Raw genomic sequence first — 14778 nt, forward strand, 5'->3', positions numbered from 1 at the left:
AATGCCCCTGGCCGGGCCCGGGCCGGCTGGCTACGCTGTGCCGACTCGCGAACGCGCCGGAACCCGGGGGGAAGCCATGGCGGGCAACGACGACGGCGGCGGGCCGAACCCGGCCGCGCTCCAGGAAGACGGCGCTGCCGCGCTCCAAGGCGACGGCGCTGCCGCGCTCCAGGACGGCGCCGCTGCGCGGCCCGCCGGTCCGTCGGCCTGTCCGCGCTGCGGCCGGGCGGACCAGGTGCGGGGGGTCCCGGCCGCCTACCTCGCGGCGAAGTCCACCCGTCGGGAGGAGGCCGGCACCGGCGACGAGAAGACGGTCACCGTCGTCGAGGACAACTCCGCGCTGGCGGCCGCCCTCGAAGCCGTCCCGCCCGAGCCCTCGGACGGCGGCGCCGGCTGCTGGGCCGGGGCACTCGTGCTGACGGCGATCGGCACCTTCATCTGGGGCGCCATCGCCGGGAAATGGTTCGACCGGGACGGCGCACGGCGGTTCGTGCAGACCTGGAACGGCGACGGCCACTTCGTCGAGGACCCGCCCTACACCTTCCTGGGGTGGATCTCGGGCGCCGCGCTCGTCCTGGGCATCCTGCTGATCGTCATCCTGAACGGGACGGCCGCCCGGTGGCGCCGGCGTACCGGACCCGGCCGGGACGCCGCCGACCGCGTCTGGTCCGACGGCTGGTACTGCGGCCGGTGCGGCTCGGTGCACTTCGCCCGGGGCCGGGCGATGACCCTGCGGGAGTTCCGTACGCGGGTGTGGACGGCAGGCGGCTACGGGGACCTGGCGGCGAAGCGCACGGGGCCCTGACGGTCCGTCCGCCGGTACCGGCGGACGCTTCGGCTACTGACCCGCCGCGCGGCGGGCCGCGAGCCGCCGGTCCAGCGTGCGGACCGCCGTACGGAAGGAGTGGCCCAGCCCCGGACGGGCGGCGGTCAGGGCCAGCCGGAAGGGGGTGGGCCCGTCCGCGGCGAAGGTCCAGCGGACGTGCGTGCCCGAGCCGGCCGGCGTCAGCCGCCATTCCTCCAGCAGGGCGCGCAGGCCGGGGGCGTTGGTCTCGTCGGCCCGGTACGCGTACCGCTGCTCCGGATCCGCCGCCATGATCGTCTCCTGGAAGCGGACCCCGCCCATCAGCCTGACCTCGCGGCCCGCGCCGCCATGGGTGGGCCGGGCCAGGGTGACGGCCCTGAACCACTTGGGCCAGCCCTCGAGCTCCTCCGCCAGAGCCTGGTACACGGCCTCGGGAGGCGCCGTCGCATCGGCCTCGAAGACCAGGCGGATCGGCGCGACCTCGGCGAAGTCCAGCCCGACCGGGCGGAGTCGGCGAGCCATGGCGGTACCCCCTGGGTGAAGTGCGGGACGCGAATGCGGGCCACCCTAACTGGCTGACCGTCAGATGTCCGCAACGCGGCCGGAAATCACCCCTCGGTCTGGCCCGGCCGTCCCCCGCGCGGGATGCTGGCAGGTGCACAGACCGCCCCCGCGAGCGGAGCCCGCCGTGCCGGACAGCAGCCCGGAAGCCACCACCCCCACACCCCTGAAGACCCCTGCGCCCCTGAGCACCCCCGCGCCGCCCCTGCACGCCCCCGCGCCCCTCGCCCTCGAACTCCTCGTCCACGGCGTGGGCGGCGCCACCCCCGGCGAACTGCTCGGCGATCCGCGCACCGTCCGCATCACCGGCGACTCCACCGCGGCCGTCTTCCGCCGCACCGAGGACGCCGACGCCGAGGCACACCCCGGCCGCTACGCGGGCCGGCCCGTCCCCGAGGCCTACTGCTGGTCCCGGCTCACCTCCGGCAACGGCGCCCGCGCACTGTGGCTGCTGCTCCTGCCGTTCATGGTCGTCAACCTCGCCCACTGGGCCCGCCCGGCCGCACCGCACGCCACCGGTCCCGTACGGCGCGCGGTACGGACGTACGGGCTGCTCGTCCGGATCCTCGCCCTCACCCTGACCGTGCTCCTGACCGCGGCCGCCTGCGAGGTCGCACTGGACCTGGTCGCCTGGCAGTGCGCGGGCTCCGGCACCTGCACCGGCTCCCGGTCCTGGCTCTCCTTCCTCTCCGACGGCGGCTGGTGGGCTCAGCCCGGGCGGCGCCTCGTGCTCGGCGCCCTCGTCCCGGCCGCACTGACCGGGCTGCTCTGGTACCTGTCGAACCGCACCTGGAGCGCGTACGAGTCCCAGCCGCCCCCCGAAGGCGCCCCGGACCCGGACACCGCCCCCGGCGCCGCCCCGGACACGGCCGACGACAGCGCCCGCGCCGAGGTGCCCGCGCTCGGCCGCCCCGGGTTCTGGTACGGGCGCAGGCTCGTGGCCCGGCTGCGCGCCGCACACACCGCAGCCGGGCTGCTCACCGTGGCCGCGGCCGTCGTCGTGCCCACCGCCCGCTACGACCGGCGGGCCGGGACCCCCGTCCTGGAACCCCTCGGCTGGGCCGTGGAGGCGCTGGTGGCCGCCGGGGCCCTCTCGGTCGCCTGGGTGGTGTGCCGGCGCGGCCGTGCCGAGGCCCGGCCCGACCACCGCCTCGACCGGGCCGCCGTCACCGTGCTGCCCGGCGCCTCCCTGACCCTCCTCCTCGCGGTCCTGCTGTACGCCGCGTGGTCGCGCCCCGGCTGGACCTCCGCCGGAAGGCTCCCCGGGGAGTACGCCTTCGGCGCGCTCATGCTCGGCCAGGGGCTGTGCGTGCTCGCCCTCGCCGTGGTCGTCGCCCACCTGCACCGCCGGGCGCCCGACCCGGCCGCCGCCCTGCACGGCCTCGGCGGGCCCGCCATCGCCATGCTGGGCTGCGCGCTCGGCGGGGTGATGTCCGGCGGGGTCGCCCAGCGGGTCGCCGACTGGCTCGACGGGGGAGACACCCCCGGCATGGCCGGGGCGGCGCTGCCCGGGCCGCCCGTGCTGCTGTCCTGGCAGGCCGCCGTACTGCCGCCGCTGCTCCTCGTACTGGCCCTGCTCGCCGCCTGGTTCGCGGTCCGGGGGGCCCGCATCAGCAGGCGGCTGGCCGAGGGCGTGGCCGCCGAGTACCCGGGGGCGCAGCCGGACCTGGCCCGCAGCCGCCGGATCGCCTCAGCGCGGGCCGCCGCCGCGCTCACCGATGCCGCGCCCTGGTTCGTGGGGGCCGTCTCCGGGATCACCCTCGTGCTCGGCGCGGTCGCCCTCGTCGGGGCGCGGCTCAGCGGGGAGGTCCCGGGGGAGGCGGCCCGCGGCGCCCATCCGCTGCTGGAGGCCGCCGCCCGGGCCGCGCAGGACGCGGGGTCCTGGCTCATCGGCTTCGGGTTCGTGCTCTTCGTGGCCTGGGGCCGCCGGGCCTACCGGGATCCCGCCGCCCGCCGGACCATAGGCATCCTGTGGGACGTCGGCACCTTCTGGCCGCGCGCCGCGCACCCCTTCGCGCCGCCCTGCTACGCCGAGCGCGCCGTCCCCGACCTGACCTGGCGCATGTCCGGCTGGACGGGGCGCACCGGCGGCCGCCTGGTGATCTCCGGCCATTCCCAGGGCAGTGTGCTCGCGGCGGCCGCCGTCTGGCAGCTGCCGCCGCACGTCCGCCGCCGCGTCGCCCTGCTGACCTACGGTTCCCCGCTGAGCCGCCTCTACGGCCGCTGGTTCCCCGCCCACTTCGGGCCCGGGCCGCTCGCCGTGCTGCACCGCGAGGTCGACTGCTGGCGCAACCTGTGGCGGGCCACCGACCCGATCGGCGGCCCGGTGCTGCCCGCCGTCCCGGGAGCGGTGGACCGGGGGCCGCTCGCCGATCCGGTCGCCTACGGGCGCAGCGCCCGCCACCCGCTGCCCGCCCCGGTCCTGGGCCACTCCGACTACCAGGCGGACCCGGCCTTCGCGGCCGAACGTGACGCCCTGCTCGCCCGGCTGGACGAGGCCGCCCGGGACGGCGTGACCGACCAGCGGGACGGCGTACCCGACCAGCGGGGCGGCGTCAGCAAGGAGCGGGCAGGGCGGGAAGCGCCGGCAGATCGGCCGGGAACAGCAGGGTGAGCTCGTCCGTGCTCGGCTCCGACAGCTGGGCCACCCGGCCCGCGTGCCGCTCCACCATCGACTCGAACGTCTGGCGCGCGGTACGGCCGTTGCCGAAGGCCGGGCCCTTGGGCAGCTCCGTGAAGTACCCCAGGAGCGCCTCGGCCGTGCCGTCGCCGAGCCGGTACTCGTGCTCCTCCGCCTGCTGCTCCACGATCCTCAGCAACTCCTGCGGGCCGTAGTCGCCGAAGGTGATGGTGCGGGAGAAACGGGAGGCCACGCCCGGGTTGACGGTCAGGAAGCGGTCCATCTCCGCGGTGTACCCGGCGACGATCACCACGACGGCGTCCCGGTGGTCCTCCATCAGCTTCACCAGCGTGTCGATGGCCTCGCGCCCGAAGTCCCGGCCCGAGTCCTCCGGGGCCAGCGCGTAGGCCTCGTCGATGAACAGCACCCCGCCCCGCGCCCGCTCGAAGGCTTCCTGGGTGCGGATCGCGGTGGACCCGATGTGCTCGCCGACCAGGTCCACCCGGGACACCTCGACCAGGTGCCCGCGCTCCAGCACCCCGAGGGAGGCGAGGATCTCCCCGTACAGCCGGGCCACGGTGGTCTTGCCGGTACCGGGGGAGCCCGTGAAGACCAGGTGCCTGCGCACCGAGGCCGCCTTGAGCCCCGCCTGCTGACGCCGGCGGCCCACTTCGATCATGTCGGTCAGCGCCCGTACCTCGCGCTTGACGCTCTCCAGGCCGACCAGCCCGTCGAGCTGGCCCAGCACCTCGCCGGAGCCCCGTACGGACCCCTCCGCGGCCGGACCGCCCGGCAGGTCGGCGGGTCGTGGCGCGGGCATCGCAGCCGCCCCCGGTACGGGGCCCTGCACCGCGGTGACCGTACGGATCGCGGGCTGCGCCCCGGCGAGCCCGCCGCCCGAGGCGGCCTGGGCCGCCAGCCGCGGCCCGGACTCGTCGCTGGTGCACTCCTGCGCGAGGGGTCCGTCCTCGGCGAACTCGTAGCCCCCGCGCGCGCAGCGCTCGGTGTGGCAGCGGGTGAGCGTGGTGCGGCAGCCGTCGAGCACGTGGAAGCCGAAGCCGGAACTGCCGGTGACCCGGCAGGCGGTGAAGGTGCCGCGGCCGCCCGCCGACACGTAGAACCCGGCTTCGGCGGGGGAGGTGACCGTGCACCGCTCCAGCGTCGGATCGGCCCCCTTCGTGACGATCACGCCGGTCTGCACGGAGTCGATGGTGCAGTTCGCGAGGGTGCCGCCGCTGCCGTGGTCGCGGAACCAGGCCCCCGTCGCCGCCTCCCGGATCCGGCAGTCGTCGAGCTGTGCGGTGGCCCCGTCGCTCACCGAGACGGCGGTGTTGCGCACCTGGGACAGATCGCTGTCCACCACGTCGGCCCGCGAACCGCGGTCCAGGACGAACACGGCGTCCGGCACGTCGTGAACGCGGCAGGAGTCCAGCGAGGCGCTGGCCCCGTCGCTGATCCACACCGCCGGATAGTCGCCCGTACTGTCGTGGATCTCGCAGGAGTCGGCATCGACGCGGGTGCCCGGGTCCCACACCGACAGGCCGTTGCGGCCGAACCGGCGCACCGTGGTGCGGCTGAGCGTGAGCACCGAACGCGAACGCAGGTCGACCGCGTTCTCCGGGATGTCGTGGATGTCGCAGCCCGCCAGCATCAGCACCGCATCCGTGTCGAGGGTGACCCCGTCCGCGGAGGTGCGGTGCACGGCGCAGTCCGTGAACCGTGCCGTGGCGCGCGCGGCGATCTGCACGCCGGTGCCCTTGATCTCGTAGACCTCGCAGCCCAGTGCCTCCAGGCCCGAACCCTCGCCGGTGACCCCGATGCCCGCACCGGTGGCGTGGTGGACCCGGCAGCGCTCCAGCCGCGGGTGTCCGCCGCCGCGGACGGAGATCCCGCTCTGGCCGGCGGCGACCACCTCGCACTCCTCGAACACCCCGCCGCCGCCGTCCAGTACGGCGATGCCGACCCCGGTCGGGTTCTCGACCGTGCACCGCCGCACCAGGGGCCGGGCCCCGCTGCCGCGCACCTCGATCCCGGCCGCGGAACGGGTGTGCACGCGCAGGTCGGTGAGCTCCGGAGCGCCGTCCTCGACGAGCAGCGCGGGCGCCGCCCGGTCCTGGCCCTCCAGGTGCAGGTCCTGGACCACGGCCGAGGCGCGCACGGTCAGCGCGACCCCGTCCAGCGGGGCGATCCGCACCGATCCGAGCCCGCCCTCGGGCCCGCGCAGGGTGACGGCGTGGTGCAGCACCAGGTTCTCCCGGTAGGTGCCGGGCCCGATCGACAGGACGTCCCCGTCACCCGCGACGGCCAGTGCGGCGGTCAGCGTCGGATATTCACCGGAGCGGCGCCGCCACCGCGATGTGCCGCCGTGCGTCACCTGGACCGTGCCCTGAGCCATGGTGCTGTCGTGCCCCCACCCTCTTACTCACGCTGTCGAAGCGACCGGGGCCGCTTGAAGCCGACTGATCTGGCCGTCCCACCGTAGCGCGCGCAGGGCCGGGGAGTTGCCAGGTCAGCTGCCCGCGCCCGCCCGGCCCCAGTCCGGCCAGGCCGCCGCCCATGCCCGGTCCAGACGGACGTACCGCCGATGCATGAGCCGGCGTACGACCAGCCGCCGGACCGTCTCCCCGAGGACGGCCGCGCAGGTGGCGGCGGCCAGGCCGGCCGTCCCCGCGTGGAAGGAGGCGGAAGACGGGTCGAGCGGCTGCCCCACCAGCCGGCCGTGGGTGTCGGTCCATATCCGGAACCGGTCGCCGGGGACCGGGGGTTCCTCTGCGGCCGGCACCGTGCCCTGGTGCGGGCTGCCGTCGGGCGCGGTCCAGGAGGCCACGATCTGCGTGCGCTGCGGGGCCTCCTGCTGCGTCCAGGGATCGGCGGAGGCGGCCGGGAGCGATTCCGGGGCCTGCCGGACCACCGTCGCCGGGACGAGGTACCGCTCCTGCCGCTGTTCGCGCGCGGCCCGCTGAAGCGTGCTCTCCACCTGGAGGCCGGCCAGGCAGCCCACGGCCGGGGCCACCACCAGGAGGAACACGAAAGCGGCCAGCGCCACCCACGCCTCGAAAAGATCGGTCTGTCTGCGCAGCGGATTGCTCCGCCAGCGCCACACGCCCATGGCCGTCCGTACCGTCCGCACCGTCCGGCTCCCCCTTGCCCCCGTCTGTCTGTCCGGTCACCCGCTCCGGTGCGCGGTCACCGCACCGTCCGGGCGTGCACACCATGATGGATCACGAGTGTGCAGTCTCGGATGCTTCAACGGCGCTGCTGTGCACGTTGGTTCCAGTCGGCTTCAAGAGGCCCTCGAAGGTGTCATTCCGGCTGCGTGGATTCGAGCGGAGTCATCCGTTCATCCCAGGATGCGCACTTCGTCCCCGACGTGCACCGTACCGAGGCGCACCGGCACCAGCTGCCGGCCGAAGGCCAGCGACCGGCCGATCCGCCGGTGCAGGGCCAGCGTGGCCAGGGGTTCCTTGCCCCGCTGTGCCGTGCCCTGGTCGGTGGTGGTGACGATGCACCGGCCGCACTCGCGGACCCCGCGGAAGACCGCGTCGCCGATCGCGAGGCGTTCCCAGCCGTCCTCGGCCCAGGCCTCGGCGCCGGAGACCACCACGCTCGGCCGGAACCGATTCATGGGAACGGGGCCCTCCTGCGGATGGGCCCCCTGTGCGATCAGCGAGTTGAGGGCGTCCAGTGAGGCGAGGGTGGTGATCAGCAGCGGATAGCCGTCGGCCAGGCTGACCGTCTCGCCGGGCAGCGCGTAGTCCGGGTCGACGGGCCGGCGTACGGCCGGGTCGTCCAGGTGCACGAGCCGGGCGGGCACCCCGAGGTAGCTGCTGAACCAGTCGGCGGCGGCGTCCGCCGCGGCCAGCGTCTCGATCTTCTTCCCGAACAGCGCGACCGGCTCCAGCGGGCCGGGCGCGGGCACCGCGACGCTCAGGTCGGCCATGCCCGGCGCCGACACCGCGATCCCGCCGTCCCCCGTCGGGCGTGCGGTCGCCAGGGCCAGGCGCGGCTGCTGGCGTTGCGTGATGACCGTGCCCCCGGCGTCGACCAGCGCCCACCGCCGGTCCCCGGACAGGCCCCAGGGCTCCACGACCGCCTCGTCGGGGGCGGTCCCCGCCAACGACTTGACGGGGTGCACGTGGAGCGCCTGGACATACATGTTCGCCATGGGGGGCATACTGCCAGCCGCCCTCACAGCCTCCCCATCTTTTCGGTCGAGCGGCTGGGTCAGTAGCCGCGCCCCTGGTACTGGCGGCCGTACGGGTCCTCGTACGAGGGGGCCTGGCCCTGGACCGGAGCCTGCATCGGGCGCGGCGCGGCCGGGCGCATGGCCTCGTACCCGGTGCCGGCGGCGACCGGACGGGGCTGCTGCGGCTGGGGCTGCGGCACGTAGCCCGCCCTTGCCGCGACCGGCTGCTGCTGCGGGATGTACGGCGCGGGCGCGTGCTGGAGCGGCATCGGCTGCGGCGCGGCCTGCTGCTGGTACGGGTAGCCGTAGGCGGGGGCCTGCTGCTGCTGGGGCATGGCCGGGGGCAGCGCGGGCAGGGACGAGGCGAGGGCCGGCAGGTACCCACCGCTCGAATACCCGGCACTCGGGGAGTCGTAGGCGGCGGGGACGCGGATCGGGGCGATCTGCGGGGTGCCGCGTTCGGCGACGAGGGAGTCGTAGATGGGGGTGTCCGGGAAGGAGGGCGCGGAGTAGTAACCGCCGCCATAAGTGGAGCGGGGGGAGGTCATGGGACCTAAGTTAAGCCCACGACTTCACCGGGTCCATAGCGAGGTGTCGTCAACACCCTCCTGACCTGCATATTCGCAGGTCAGGACCTCAGCTTTCACTTGACGTTCACGTGCACGATTCGCCACTTCCACCCCATCTTGTTCCTACTCGTACTCATCGGTTGTGTGGTGCACCGACTTGTTGCTGACGCAGTGTCACAACGCGGTGACCTCGGATGACGTTGTTTCGGGCAGCAGTTCGCCGTTTCAGGCGTCACTGGGACGGGCATAGGTACGGCCCTTCCAGGCGGCGCCGCGGCCCCGGTAGTGCTGGACCGCGGAATCGACCGTCATCAGCAGGTACAGCAGCGCGGTGAACGGAAGCAGCAGCGCGAACGCGGCGGGCTGCCGGTAGTGCCGCACCATCGGCAGGTAGGTGCCGGCCATCAGCAGCCAGGCCAGGCCGCCCGCCCACGCGAGGGCCGGGCGGCCGGCGGCAAGGCCCGCGAAGAGCGCCACGGGCGGCACCAGGTAGACCAGCACCAGCCCGGCCACCGTCCCGGCCAGCAGCAGCGGCTGGTGGCGCAGTTGCGCGTAGGCGCTGCGCGAGATCATCCGCCACAGGTCCGCGAGCGCGGGGTACGGGCGCACGCTGTCCACCCGCTCCGCGAGCCCCAGCCAGATCCGCCCGCCCGAACGCTGCACCGCGCGGGCGAGCGAGACGTCGTCGATGACGGCCTGGCGGATGGAGTCGGGCACCCCCGCCCGGACGGCGGCCGCGGTGCGCAGCAGGACGCAGCCGCCGGCGGCCGCCGCGGTGCGGGAGCCGGGGCGGTTGATCCGGCGGAAGGGGTAGAGCTGGGCGAAGAAGTAGACGAAGGCCGGTACGACGAGCCGCTCCCAGCGGCTGACGGCACGGAGCCGGGCCATCTGGGACACCAGGTCGAGGTCGGCGGAGGTAGCGGCGGCGACCAGTTCGCTGAGGCTGTCGGGCTCGTGCGCGATGTCGGCGTCGGTGAGGAGGAGGTAGTCGGGTTCGTCGGCGTGGGCGGTGCGGGCGAGGGCGATGCCGTGGCGCAGGGCCCAGAGCTTCCCGGTCCAGCCGGGGCCGGGATCGCCGGGGGAGACCACGGTGAGGGACAGCCCGGGGTGTTCGCGGGACAGCCGCAGCGCGAGCTCGCCGGTGCCGTCCGTGCTGCCGTCGTCGACCAGGATCACCTCGGCCTCGCCGGGATAGTCCTGGGCGATGAGGGAGGGCAGGCTGTACGGGAGCACCGCGGCCTCGTCCCGGGCGGGCACGACGATCCCGACGGACGGCCAGCGGGCCGGGGCGGTACGGGGCGGGAGGCGGACGTCGGTGCGCCAGAACATGCCCTGGGCGAGGGTGAGCCAGAGCCAGGCGGCGAGGGAGGCGTAGGCCGCACAGGCGGCGAGGAGAAGGCCCATCCCGGCAGTGTGCCGCTCCCCCCGCCCCCTGTCGCGCCTCCACCCCGTGCGGGGCCCGGCCGGTCCACGGGACCCGCCGGGGCTGCGCCGACCTCGGCGGCTTCCCGCGGCCCGGTGGGGCGGAGGTGGCCTCCGCCGGTTCCGCAGCCCGACGGTCCGCGGAGTCCGCCTCTGGCCGTTCCCGCAGCCCGTCAGCCCGTGTACGGGCGCGGCTTGTCCGGCGGGGACACCTGCCCTGCCTGCCTGCCTCGGACCCGGGGTTCCTGCCCGGCTCTGCGTCCGTCGGTCTTGGGCTCGTGCCCCGGCGGTGCGTGCTTCGGCGCCTGGGACTTCGCTCGGCGGTACGGGTCGCGGGTCCGTGGGTTCCGGCGAGTGGTCCGGGGGCGTCGGGATGTGGCGTGGGGTGTGCGAGGGCCGTTTCGGTGGGGGCTTCGACTAAGGTGGCCAGGTGAAGATCGCGCTCATGGACTCCGGAATCGGCCTCCTCGCGGCGGCCGCCGCGATGCGGCGGCTGCGGCCGGACGCCGATCTGCTCCTCTCCTCCGACCCCGACGGGATGCCCTGGGGTCCGCGGACCCCCGCCTCGCTCACCGAGCGCGCGCTCGGCGTCGCCAGGGCCGCCGCGTCGCACCGGCCGGACGCGTTGATCGTGGCCTGCAACACCGCCAGCGTGCACGCCCTGCCCGCCCTGCGGGCCGAGCTGGAGCCCACGATCCCCGTGATCGGGACCGTCCCGGCGATCAAGCCGGCTGCGGCCGCCGGTGGCCGCGTGGCCATCTGGGCCACCCCCGCCACGACCGGCAGCCCCTACCAGCGCGGGCTCATCCGTGACTTCGCCGCCGGAGCCGCCGTCACCGAGGTGCCCTGCCCCGGGCTCGCGGAAGCCGTGGAGTTCGCGGACGAGGCCGCCGTCGCCGCCGCGGTGGCCGCGGCCGCCGAGCTGACCCCGGCCGACGTCACCGACGTGGTGCTCGGCTGCACGCACTACGAGCTGGTCGCGGGCGCCATCCGCACCGCCCTGGCCTCGCGCACCGGCGGCACCGGGCTCGTGTTCCACGGTTCCGCCGAGGCCGTCGCCGTGCAGGCGCTGCGTCGTATCGGGGCCGGGTCTGCCACCGCCCTGCCCGCCACCGGCACCCTGACCGTCCTGCGCAGCGGGCGTACCGAGGCGCTGCCCGCGGCAGCGCTCGGTTACGCGGAGGGCCGGCTGCTCGCGGGTCGCGGCGCGGTCGTCGCGTAACGCCCGACTGCGCACCGGCGGCGCCGGGCCCGTGTTCCACGGTTCCGAACGCCTGCCCCTGCCGGCGCCCTGAACGTCCTGCGTAGCGGTCGTACCGAAGTCCCGTCGTCGGCGACTCACCTCCCAAGGCGAGACGAAACGTCTTGCGCTGTCACCACGGGTCGTTTACTGTCATCAAACGAGACGGCCCGTCTCGTCTTGTCTGTATCGATGTCTCCGACTGAGGAACTGCCCTTGCGCGCTCCACTCGCCTCCACCCAGATCGTCCTGTCCGAGGTCACCAAGAGCTACGACACCCGCGTCGTCCTGGACCGCGTCAGCTGTACGGTCCGGCCCGGCGAGCGGGTCGGAATCGTCGGCGACAACGGCTCCGGGAAGTCGACCCTCCTGCGGCTGCTCGCCGGACGCGAACGCCCCGACCACGGGGAGGTGAGCGTCACCGCGCCCGGCGGACTCGGCCACCTCGCGCAGACCCTCGACCTGCCGCCCACTGCCCACGTCGGCGACGCGATCGACCTCGCACTCGCAGACCTGCGCGCGTTGGAGCGCCGGATCCGCGCCGCCGAGGCCCGGCTGCACGAGGCCGGTGCCGAGGGGCTCGCCGCGTACGGGGACCTGCTCGCCGCGTACGAGGCCCGCGGCGGCCGTGACGCCGGGCGCCGCGTCGCGACCACCCTGCGCCACCTCGGCGAGCGCACCCCGCTCGACCCCGGCCGCCGCCTCGGCACCCTGTCCGGAGGGCAGCGCTCCCGGCTCGCCCTCGCGGCGGCCCTCGCCGCCGGGCCCGAACTGCTGCTCCTCGACGAACCCACCAACGACCTCGACGACGAAGCCGTCGCCTGGCTGGAGGAGCGGCTCCGAGGCCACCGCGGCACCGTCGTCGCCGTCACGCACGACCGGATCTTCCTCGACCGCGTCACGACCGCCGTCCTGGAGGTGGACGCCGACCGCCGTACGGTGCGCCGTTACGGCAACGGCTACGCCGGTTTCCTGACCGCCAAGGCCGCCGGACGGGCCCGCTGGGAGCGCGAGCACGAGGAATGGTGCGAGCAGGTCCGCGAAGCCGAGCGGCTCGCCGACACCAACATCGCGCGCTTCGCCGGAATCCCGCGGAAGATGCCGCGCGGCTTCAGCGGAGCGGGTGCCTTCCGGGCCCGCTCCCGTACGCACGGCGCGGCCGGCCGGATCCGCGCCGCCCGCGAACGGCTCCACCGGCTCAACGAACGCCCCGTACAGCCGCCGCCGCGCCCGCTCGTCTTCACCGGGCGGTTCACCGCGGGCGCCGCACCCGTGGTGGAGCTGGCCGGGGCCGCCGTGCCGGGGCGGCTGGCGCCGCTCTCCCTCCGGCTCGAACCGGGCGAGCGGCTCCTGGTCACCGGCCCCAACGGGGCAGGCAAGAGCACCCTGCTGAAGCTGCTGGCCGGTGAAGTGCAGGCCGAGCAGGGCCTGGTACGCACCACCCCGCAGGCCGGGATGCTCCGGCAGGACGACCCGTGGGCGCGTGAACACCGCTGCGCGGCCGAGGCGTTCGGCGAGGAGCAGGCCGAACGGGTCGCGGCCCTCGGGCTGCTCCACCCCGGCGATTTGGCCAAGCCGGTGCGCGACCTCTCGGCGGGTCAGCGCCGGAAGCTGGAACTGGCCCGGCTGGTGGCGCAGCCGCTGGACCTGCTGCTCCTGGACGAGCCGACCAACCACCTGGCCCCGGCCGTGGTGGAGGAACTGGAGGCGGCTCTGGCCCACTTCGAGGGGACCCTGGTGCTGGTCACGCACGACCGGCGGCTGCGCACGGCCTTCCGGGGCCGCCGCCTGGAGCTCGCCCCCGGGCGTCAGCCGGCCGCGCCCGCCGAGCCGGCAGCAGCCGCGGAGCCCGCCTCCGCGAGCCGCTGAGCCAGCGCCGCCAGGTCGTCCGCGTCCAGGACGCGGTCCCCGAAGCCCGGCAGCGGTACGTGCAGCGGGCCCGTCCACTGCTCCGGCACCGCGGCCTGCCCGTACCGGGCCCCGGCGAGCATTCCGGTCACCGCCGCCACCGTGTCGGTGTCCCCGCCCAGGTCCACCGCCGCCCGGACCGCCTGTACGAACCCGGTGGTCGTCCGCAGGGCCCAGACGGCCGACCCCAGACACGGCCAGACGGCCCCGTTGAACTCGGTGGCCAGGTCCGGGTGCCAGTCGGGGGCCAGCACCCGCCCGTAGCGCTCGCGGTGGTCCGGATGGACGGCGTCCAGCGCCGCGGGGAGGGCGGCCAGCGGGTCGGCGCCGTCCAGGGCCACCCGTACGAGCTCGTGCAGCAGGGCCGTGCCCTCCCAGGCCGCCCGGTCGCCATGCGTCAGGGCGGCGATCCGCCGGGCCGCGTCCATCGTGCCCTGCCGGCCGGCCGGGGCGAAGTACACCGCCGAGGTGGCGGCGCGCATCAGTGAACCGTTGCCCGCGGCCCGCAGGTTGACCTGGAAGTGCAGTGCGGCGGCGAGGTCCCAGGCCGCTCCGTTCGTCAGCACGTCCTCGGTCTGGAGCCCGATGTCCTTGGGCTCTCCCGCCGCCCACTGCTGGAACCGGGCGAAGACGTCCGGGAGTTCGAGGCCGCCGCACTCCAGCAGGGACTCGCCGACCAGGACCGCCATCTGGGTGTCGTCCGTGGCCTCGCCCGGATCCCAGCCGCCGCCCCTGCGCATCTCCTGCCCGCGCGCGGTCAACTGCCCGGCGGGCCCGAATTCGTAGGGAGCGCCGAGTGCGTCGCCCACCGCCGAGCCGAGTACGGCGCCCACGGCCCGGTCGACCCGGTCGGTGCGGCCGGTCACGGCGCCGCCTCCGGGAGGACGGCGGACAGCAGGTCGCGGGCGAAGCCCTCCAGGTCGTCGAGGCCGGCCGCGGCCAGCGTGGCGGGGGCGCCGGCCAGCAGATGGAGGAGGGCGCCGTGCAGGGCGAGGGTGAGGGCGCGGACGTGCCCGGGTCCGGCAGGCAGCCCGGCCGAACGCAGCAGGTGCGCGTACGCAGCGAAGTCCGCCGCGCCGATCGGGTCGAGCAGGGCGGCCAGCCAGGGCCGCCGGGCCGCCTCCGCCTGGAGTTCCAGATAGGCCAGTACGCGGACCCGGCCGGGCCCGGCGACGTCCCGCAGCATCCCGGCGAGGAGCGCCGCCAGTTGCCGGGCGTCGGCGGGCCCCGGGCCTGACCCGGCGAGCGCGGCGGCCACCTCCCGGTACTGCTCCAGACAGCGTTCCGCCACGCCCCGCAGCAGTGCGTCGCGGGTGGGGAAGTAGTTCTTGGCCGTGCCCGCGGGTACCGCCGCGGCCGCGTCGACGGCCCGGTGCGTCAGCCCGCGCCCGCCCGATTCAGCCAGCACGGCGATCGCTGCGTCCCGCAGCCGGTCCCTCCGGTCCTGATTCACGTTGCCAGCCTAAC

The 14778-nt window shown here is 75.3% G+C and carries 12 protein-coding genes; 4 read left to right on the forward strand and 8 right to left on the reverse strand.

What is annotated here, in order from left to right:
• The first annotated feature begins 76 nt into the window (after nucleotides 1-76).
• The gene (locus IO30_RS0126935) at nucleotides 77-805 is read left to right on the forward strand and encodes a hypothetical protein (protein ID WP_031147022.1); all 729 of its coding nucleotides are present in this window, start codon (nucleotides 77-79) and stop codon (nucleotides 803-805) included.
• 33 nt (nucleotides 806-838) lie between these two features.
• Here the strand turns inward: IO30_RS0126935 and IO30_RS0126940 are convergent, their stop codons facing one another.
• On the reverse strand, nucleotides 839-1327 hold the full coding sequence (locus tag IO30_RS0126940; protein ID WP_031147024.1) for an SRPBCC family protein: 489 nt from the start codon (nucleotides 1325-1327) through the stop codon (nucleotides 839-841).
• Nucleotides 1328-1532: 205 nt separating this feature from the next.
• Here IO30_RS0126940 and IO30_RS0126945 point away from each other — a divergent pair, with 205 nt between their 5' ends.
• Nucleotides 1533-3980 carry a hypothetical protein gene (locus IO30_RS0126945; protein WP_425338115.1) on the forward strand — a complete coding sequence of 816 codons (2448 nt, stop codon included), beginning with the start codon at nucleotides 1533-1535 and terminating at the stop codon, nucleotides 3978-3980.
• Here the strand turns inward: IO30_RS0126945 and IO30_RS0126950 are convergent.
• The 5 genes from IO30_RS0126950 to IO30_RS0126970 form a co-directional block, all read right to left on the reverse strand.
• A complete protein-coding gene (locus tag IO30_RS0126950) occupies nucleotides 3922-6381 on the reverse strand; it encodes a right-handed parallel beta-helix repeat-containing protein (RefSeq protein ID WP_031147028.1) in 2460 nt (819 codons plus the stop codon). The genes IO30_RS0126945 and IO30_RS0126950 overlap by 59 nt on opposite strands.
• Before the next feature lie 114 nt (nucleotides 6382-6495).
• Nucleotides 6496-7116, reverse strand: a complete 621-nt coding sequence (locus tag IO30_RS0126955) for an Rv1733c family protein (RefSeq protein WP_234321630.1) — start codon at nucleotides 7114-7116, stop codon at nucleotides 6496-6498.
• A gap of 210 nt (nucleotides 7117-7326) precedes the next feature.
• Nucleotides 7327-8151: an MOSC domain-containing protein gene (locus IO30_RS0126960; protein WP_031147031.1), complete on the reverse strand. Its 825-nt coding sequence runs from the start codon at nucleotides 8149-8151 to the stop codon at nucleotides 7327-7329.
• Nucleotides 8152-8210: 59 nt separating this feature from the next.
• Nucleotides 8211-8720 (reverse strand): DUF6643 family protein, encoded by a 510-nt coding sequence (locus IO30_RS0126965; protein ID WP_031147033.1) that lies wholly within the window; start codon nucleotides 8718-8720, stop codon nucleotides 8211-8213.
• 246 nt (nucleotides 8721-8966) lie between these two features.
• Complete coding sequence (locus IO30_RS0126970; RefSeq protein ID WP_031147035.1) at nucleotides 8967-10145, reverse strand: glycosyltransferase; 1179 nt, start codon at nucleotides 10143-10145, stop codon at nucleotides 8967-8969.
• A 448-nt stretch (nucleotides 10146-10593) separates the two neighbouring features.
• Between IO30_RS0126970 and IO30_RS0126975 the strand changes: the two genes are divergently transcribed.
• Both IO30_RS0126975 and IO30_RS0126980 read left to right on the forward strand, forming a co-directional pair.
• On the forward strand, nucleotides 10594-11385 hold the full coding sequence (locus tag IO30_RS0126975) for a glutamate racemase (RefSeq protein WP_031147037.1): 792 nt from the start codon (nucleotides 10594-10596) through the stop codon (nucleotides 11383-11385).
• Nucleotides 11386-11595: 210 nt separating this feature from the next.
• Entirely contained in the window at nucleotides 11596-13272 is a 1677-nt protein-coding gene (locus IO30_RS0126980; RefSeq protein WP_051902607.1) for an ABC-F family ATP-binding cassette domain-containing protein, read from the forward strand.
• Here IO30_RS0126980 and IO30_RS0126985 read toward each other — a convergent pair.
• Complete coding sequence (locus IO30_RS0126985) at nucleotides 13212-14177, reverse strand: ADP-ribosylglycohydrolase family protein (protein WP_031147041.1); 966 nt, start codon at nucleotides 14175-14177, stop codon at nucleotides 13212-13214. The two genes, IO30_RS0126980 and IO30_RS0126985, sit on opposite strands and share 61 nt — an antisense overlap.
• A complete protein-coding gene (locus IO30_RS0126990; protein WP_031147043.1) occupies nucleotides 14174-14764 on the reverse strand; it encodes a TetR/AcrR family transcriptional regulator in 591 nt (196 codons plus the stop codon). The genes IO30_RS0126985 and IO30_RS0126990 overlap by 4 nt, the downstream gene beginning before the upstream one ends.
• Nucleotides 14765-14778 lie beyond the last annotated feature (14 nt).

This window comes from Streptomyces xanthophaeus (genome assembly GCF_000725805.1).
Classification (GTDB): Bacteria; Actinomycetota; Actinomycetes; order Streptomycetales; family Streptomycetaceae; genus Streptomyces; species Streptomyces xanthophaeus.

Coding starts and splice junctions, on each gene's coding strand:
- IO30_RS0126950 (WP_031147028.1), bottom strand. CDS start 6,381: ATGGCTCAGGGCACGGTCCAGGTGACGCACGGCGGCACATCGCGGTGG.
- IO30_RS0126970 (WP_031147035.1), bottom strand. CDS start 10,145: ATGGGCCTTCTCCTCGCCGCCTGTGCGGCCTACGCCTCCCTCGCCGCC.
- IO30_RS0126980 (WP_051902607.1), top strand. CDS start 11,596: ATGTCTCCGACTGAGGAACTGCCCTTGCGCGCTCCACTCGCCTCCACC.
- IO30_RS0126965 (WP_031147033.1), bottom strand. CDS start 8,720: ATGACCTCCCCCCGCTCCACTTATGGCGGCGGTTACTACTCCGCGCCC.
- IO30_RS0126940 (WP_031147024.1), bottom strand. CDS start 1,327: ATGGCTCGCCGACTCCGCCCGGTCGGGCTGGACTTCGCCGAGGTCGCG.
- IO30_RS0126960 (WP_031147031.1), bottom strand. CDS start 8,151: ATGGCGAACATGTATGTCCAGGCGCTCCACGTGCACCCCGTCAAGTCG.
- IO30_RS0126935 (WP_031147022.1), top strand. CDS start 77: ATGGCGGGCAACGACGACGGCGGCGGGCCGAACCCGGCCGCGCTCCAG.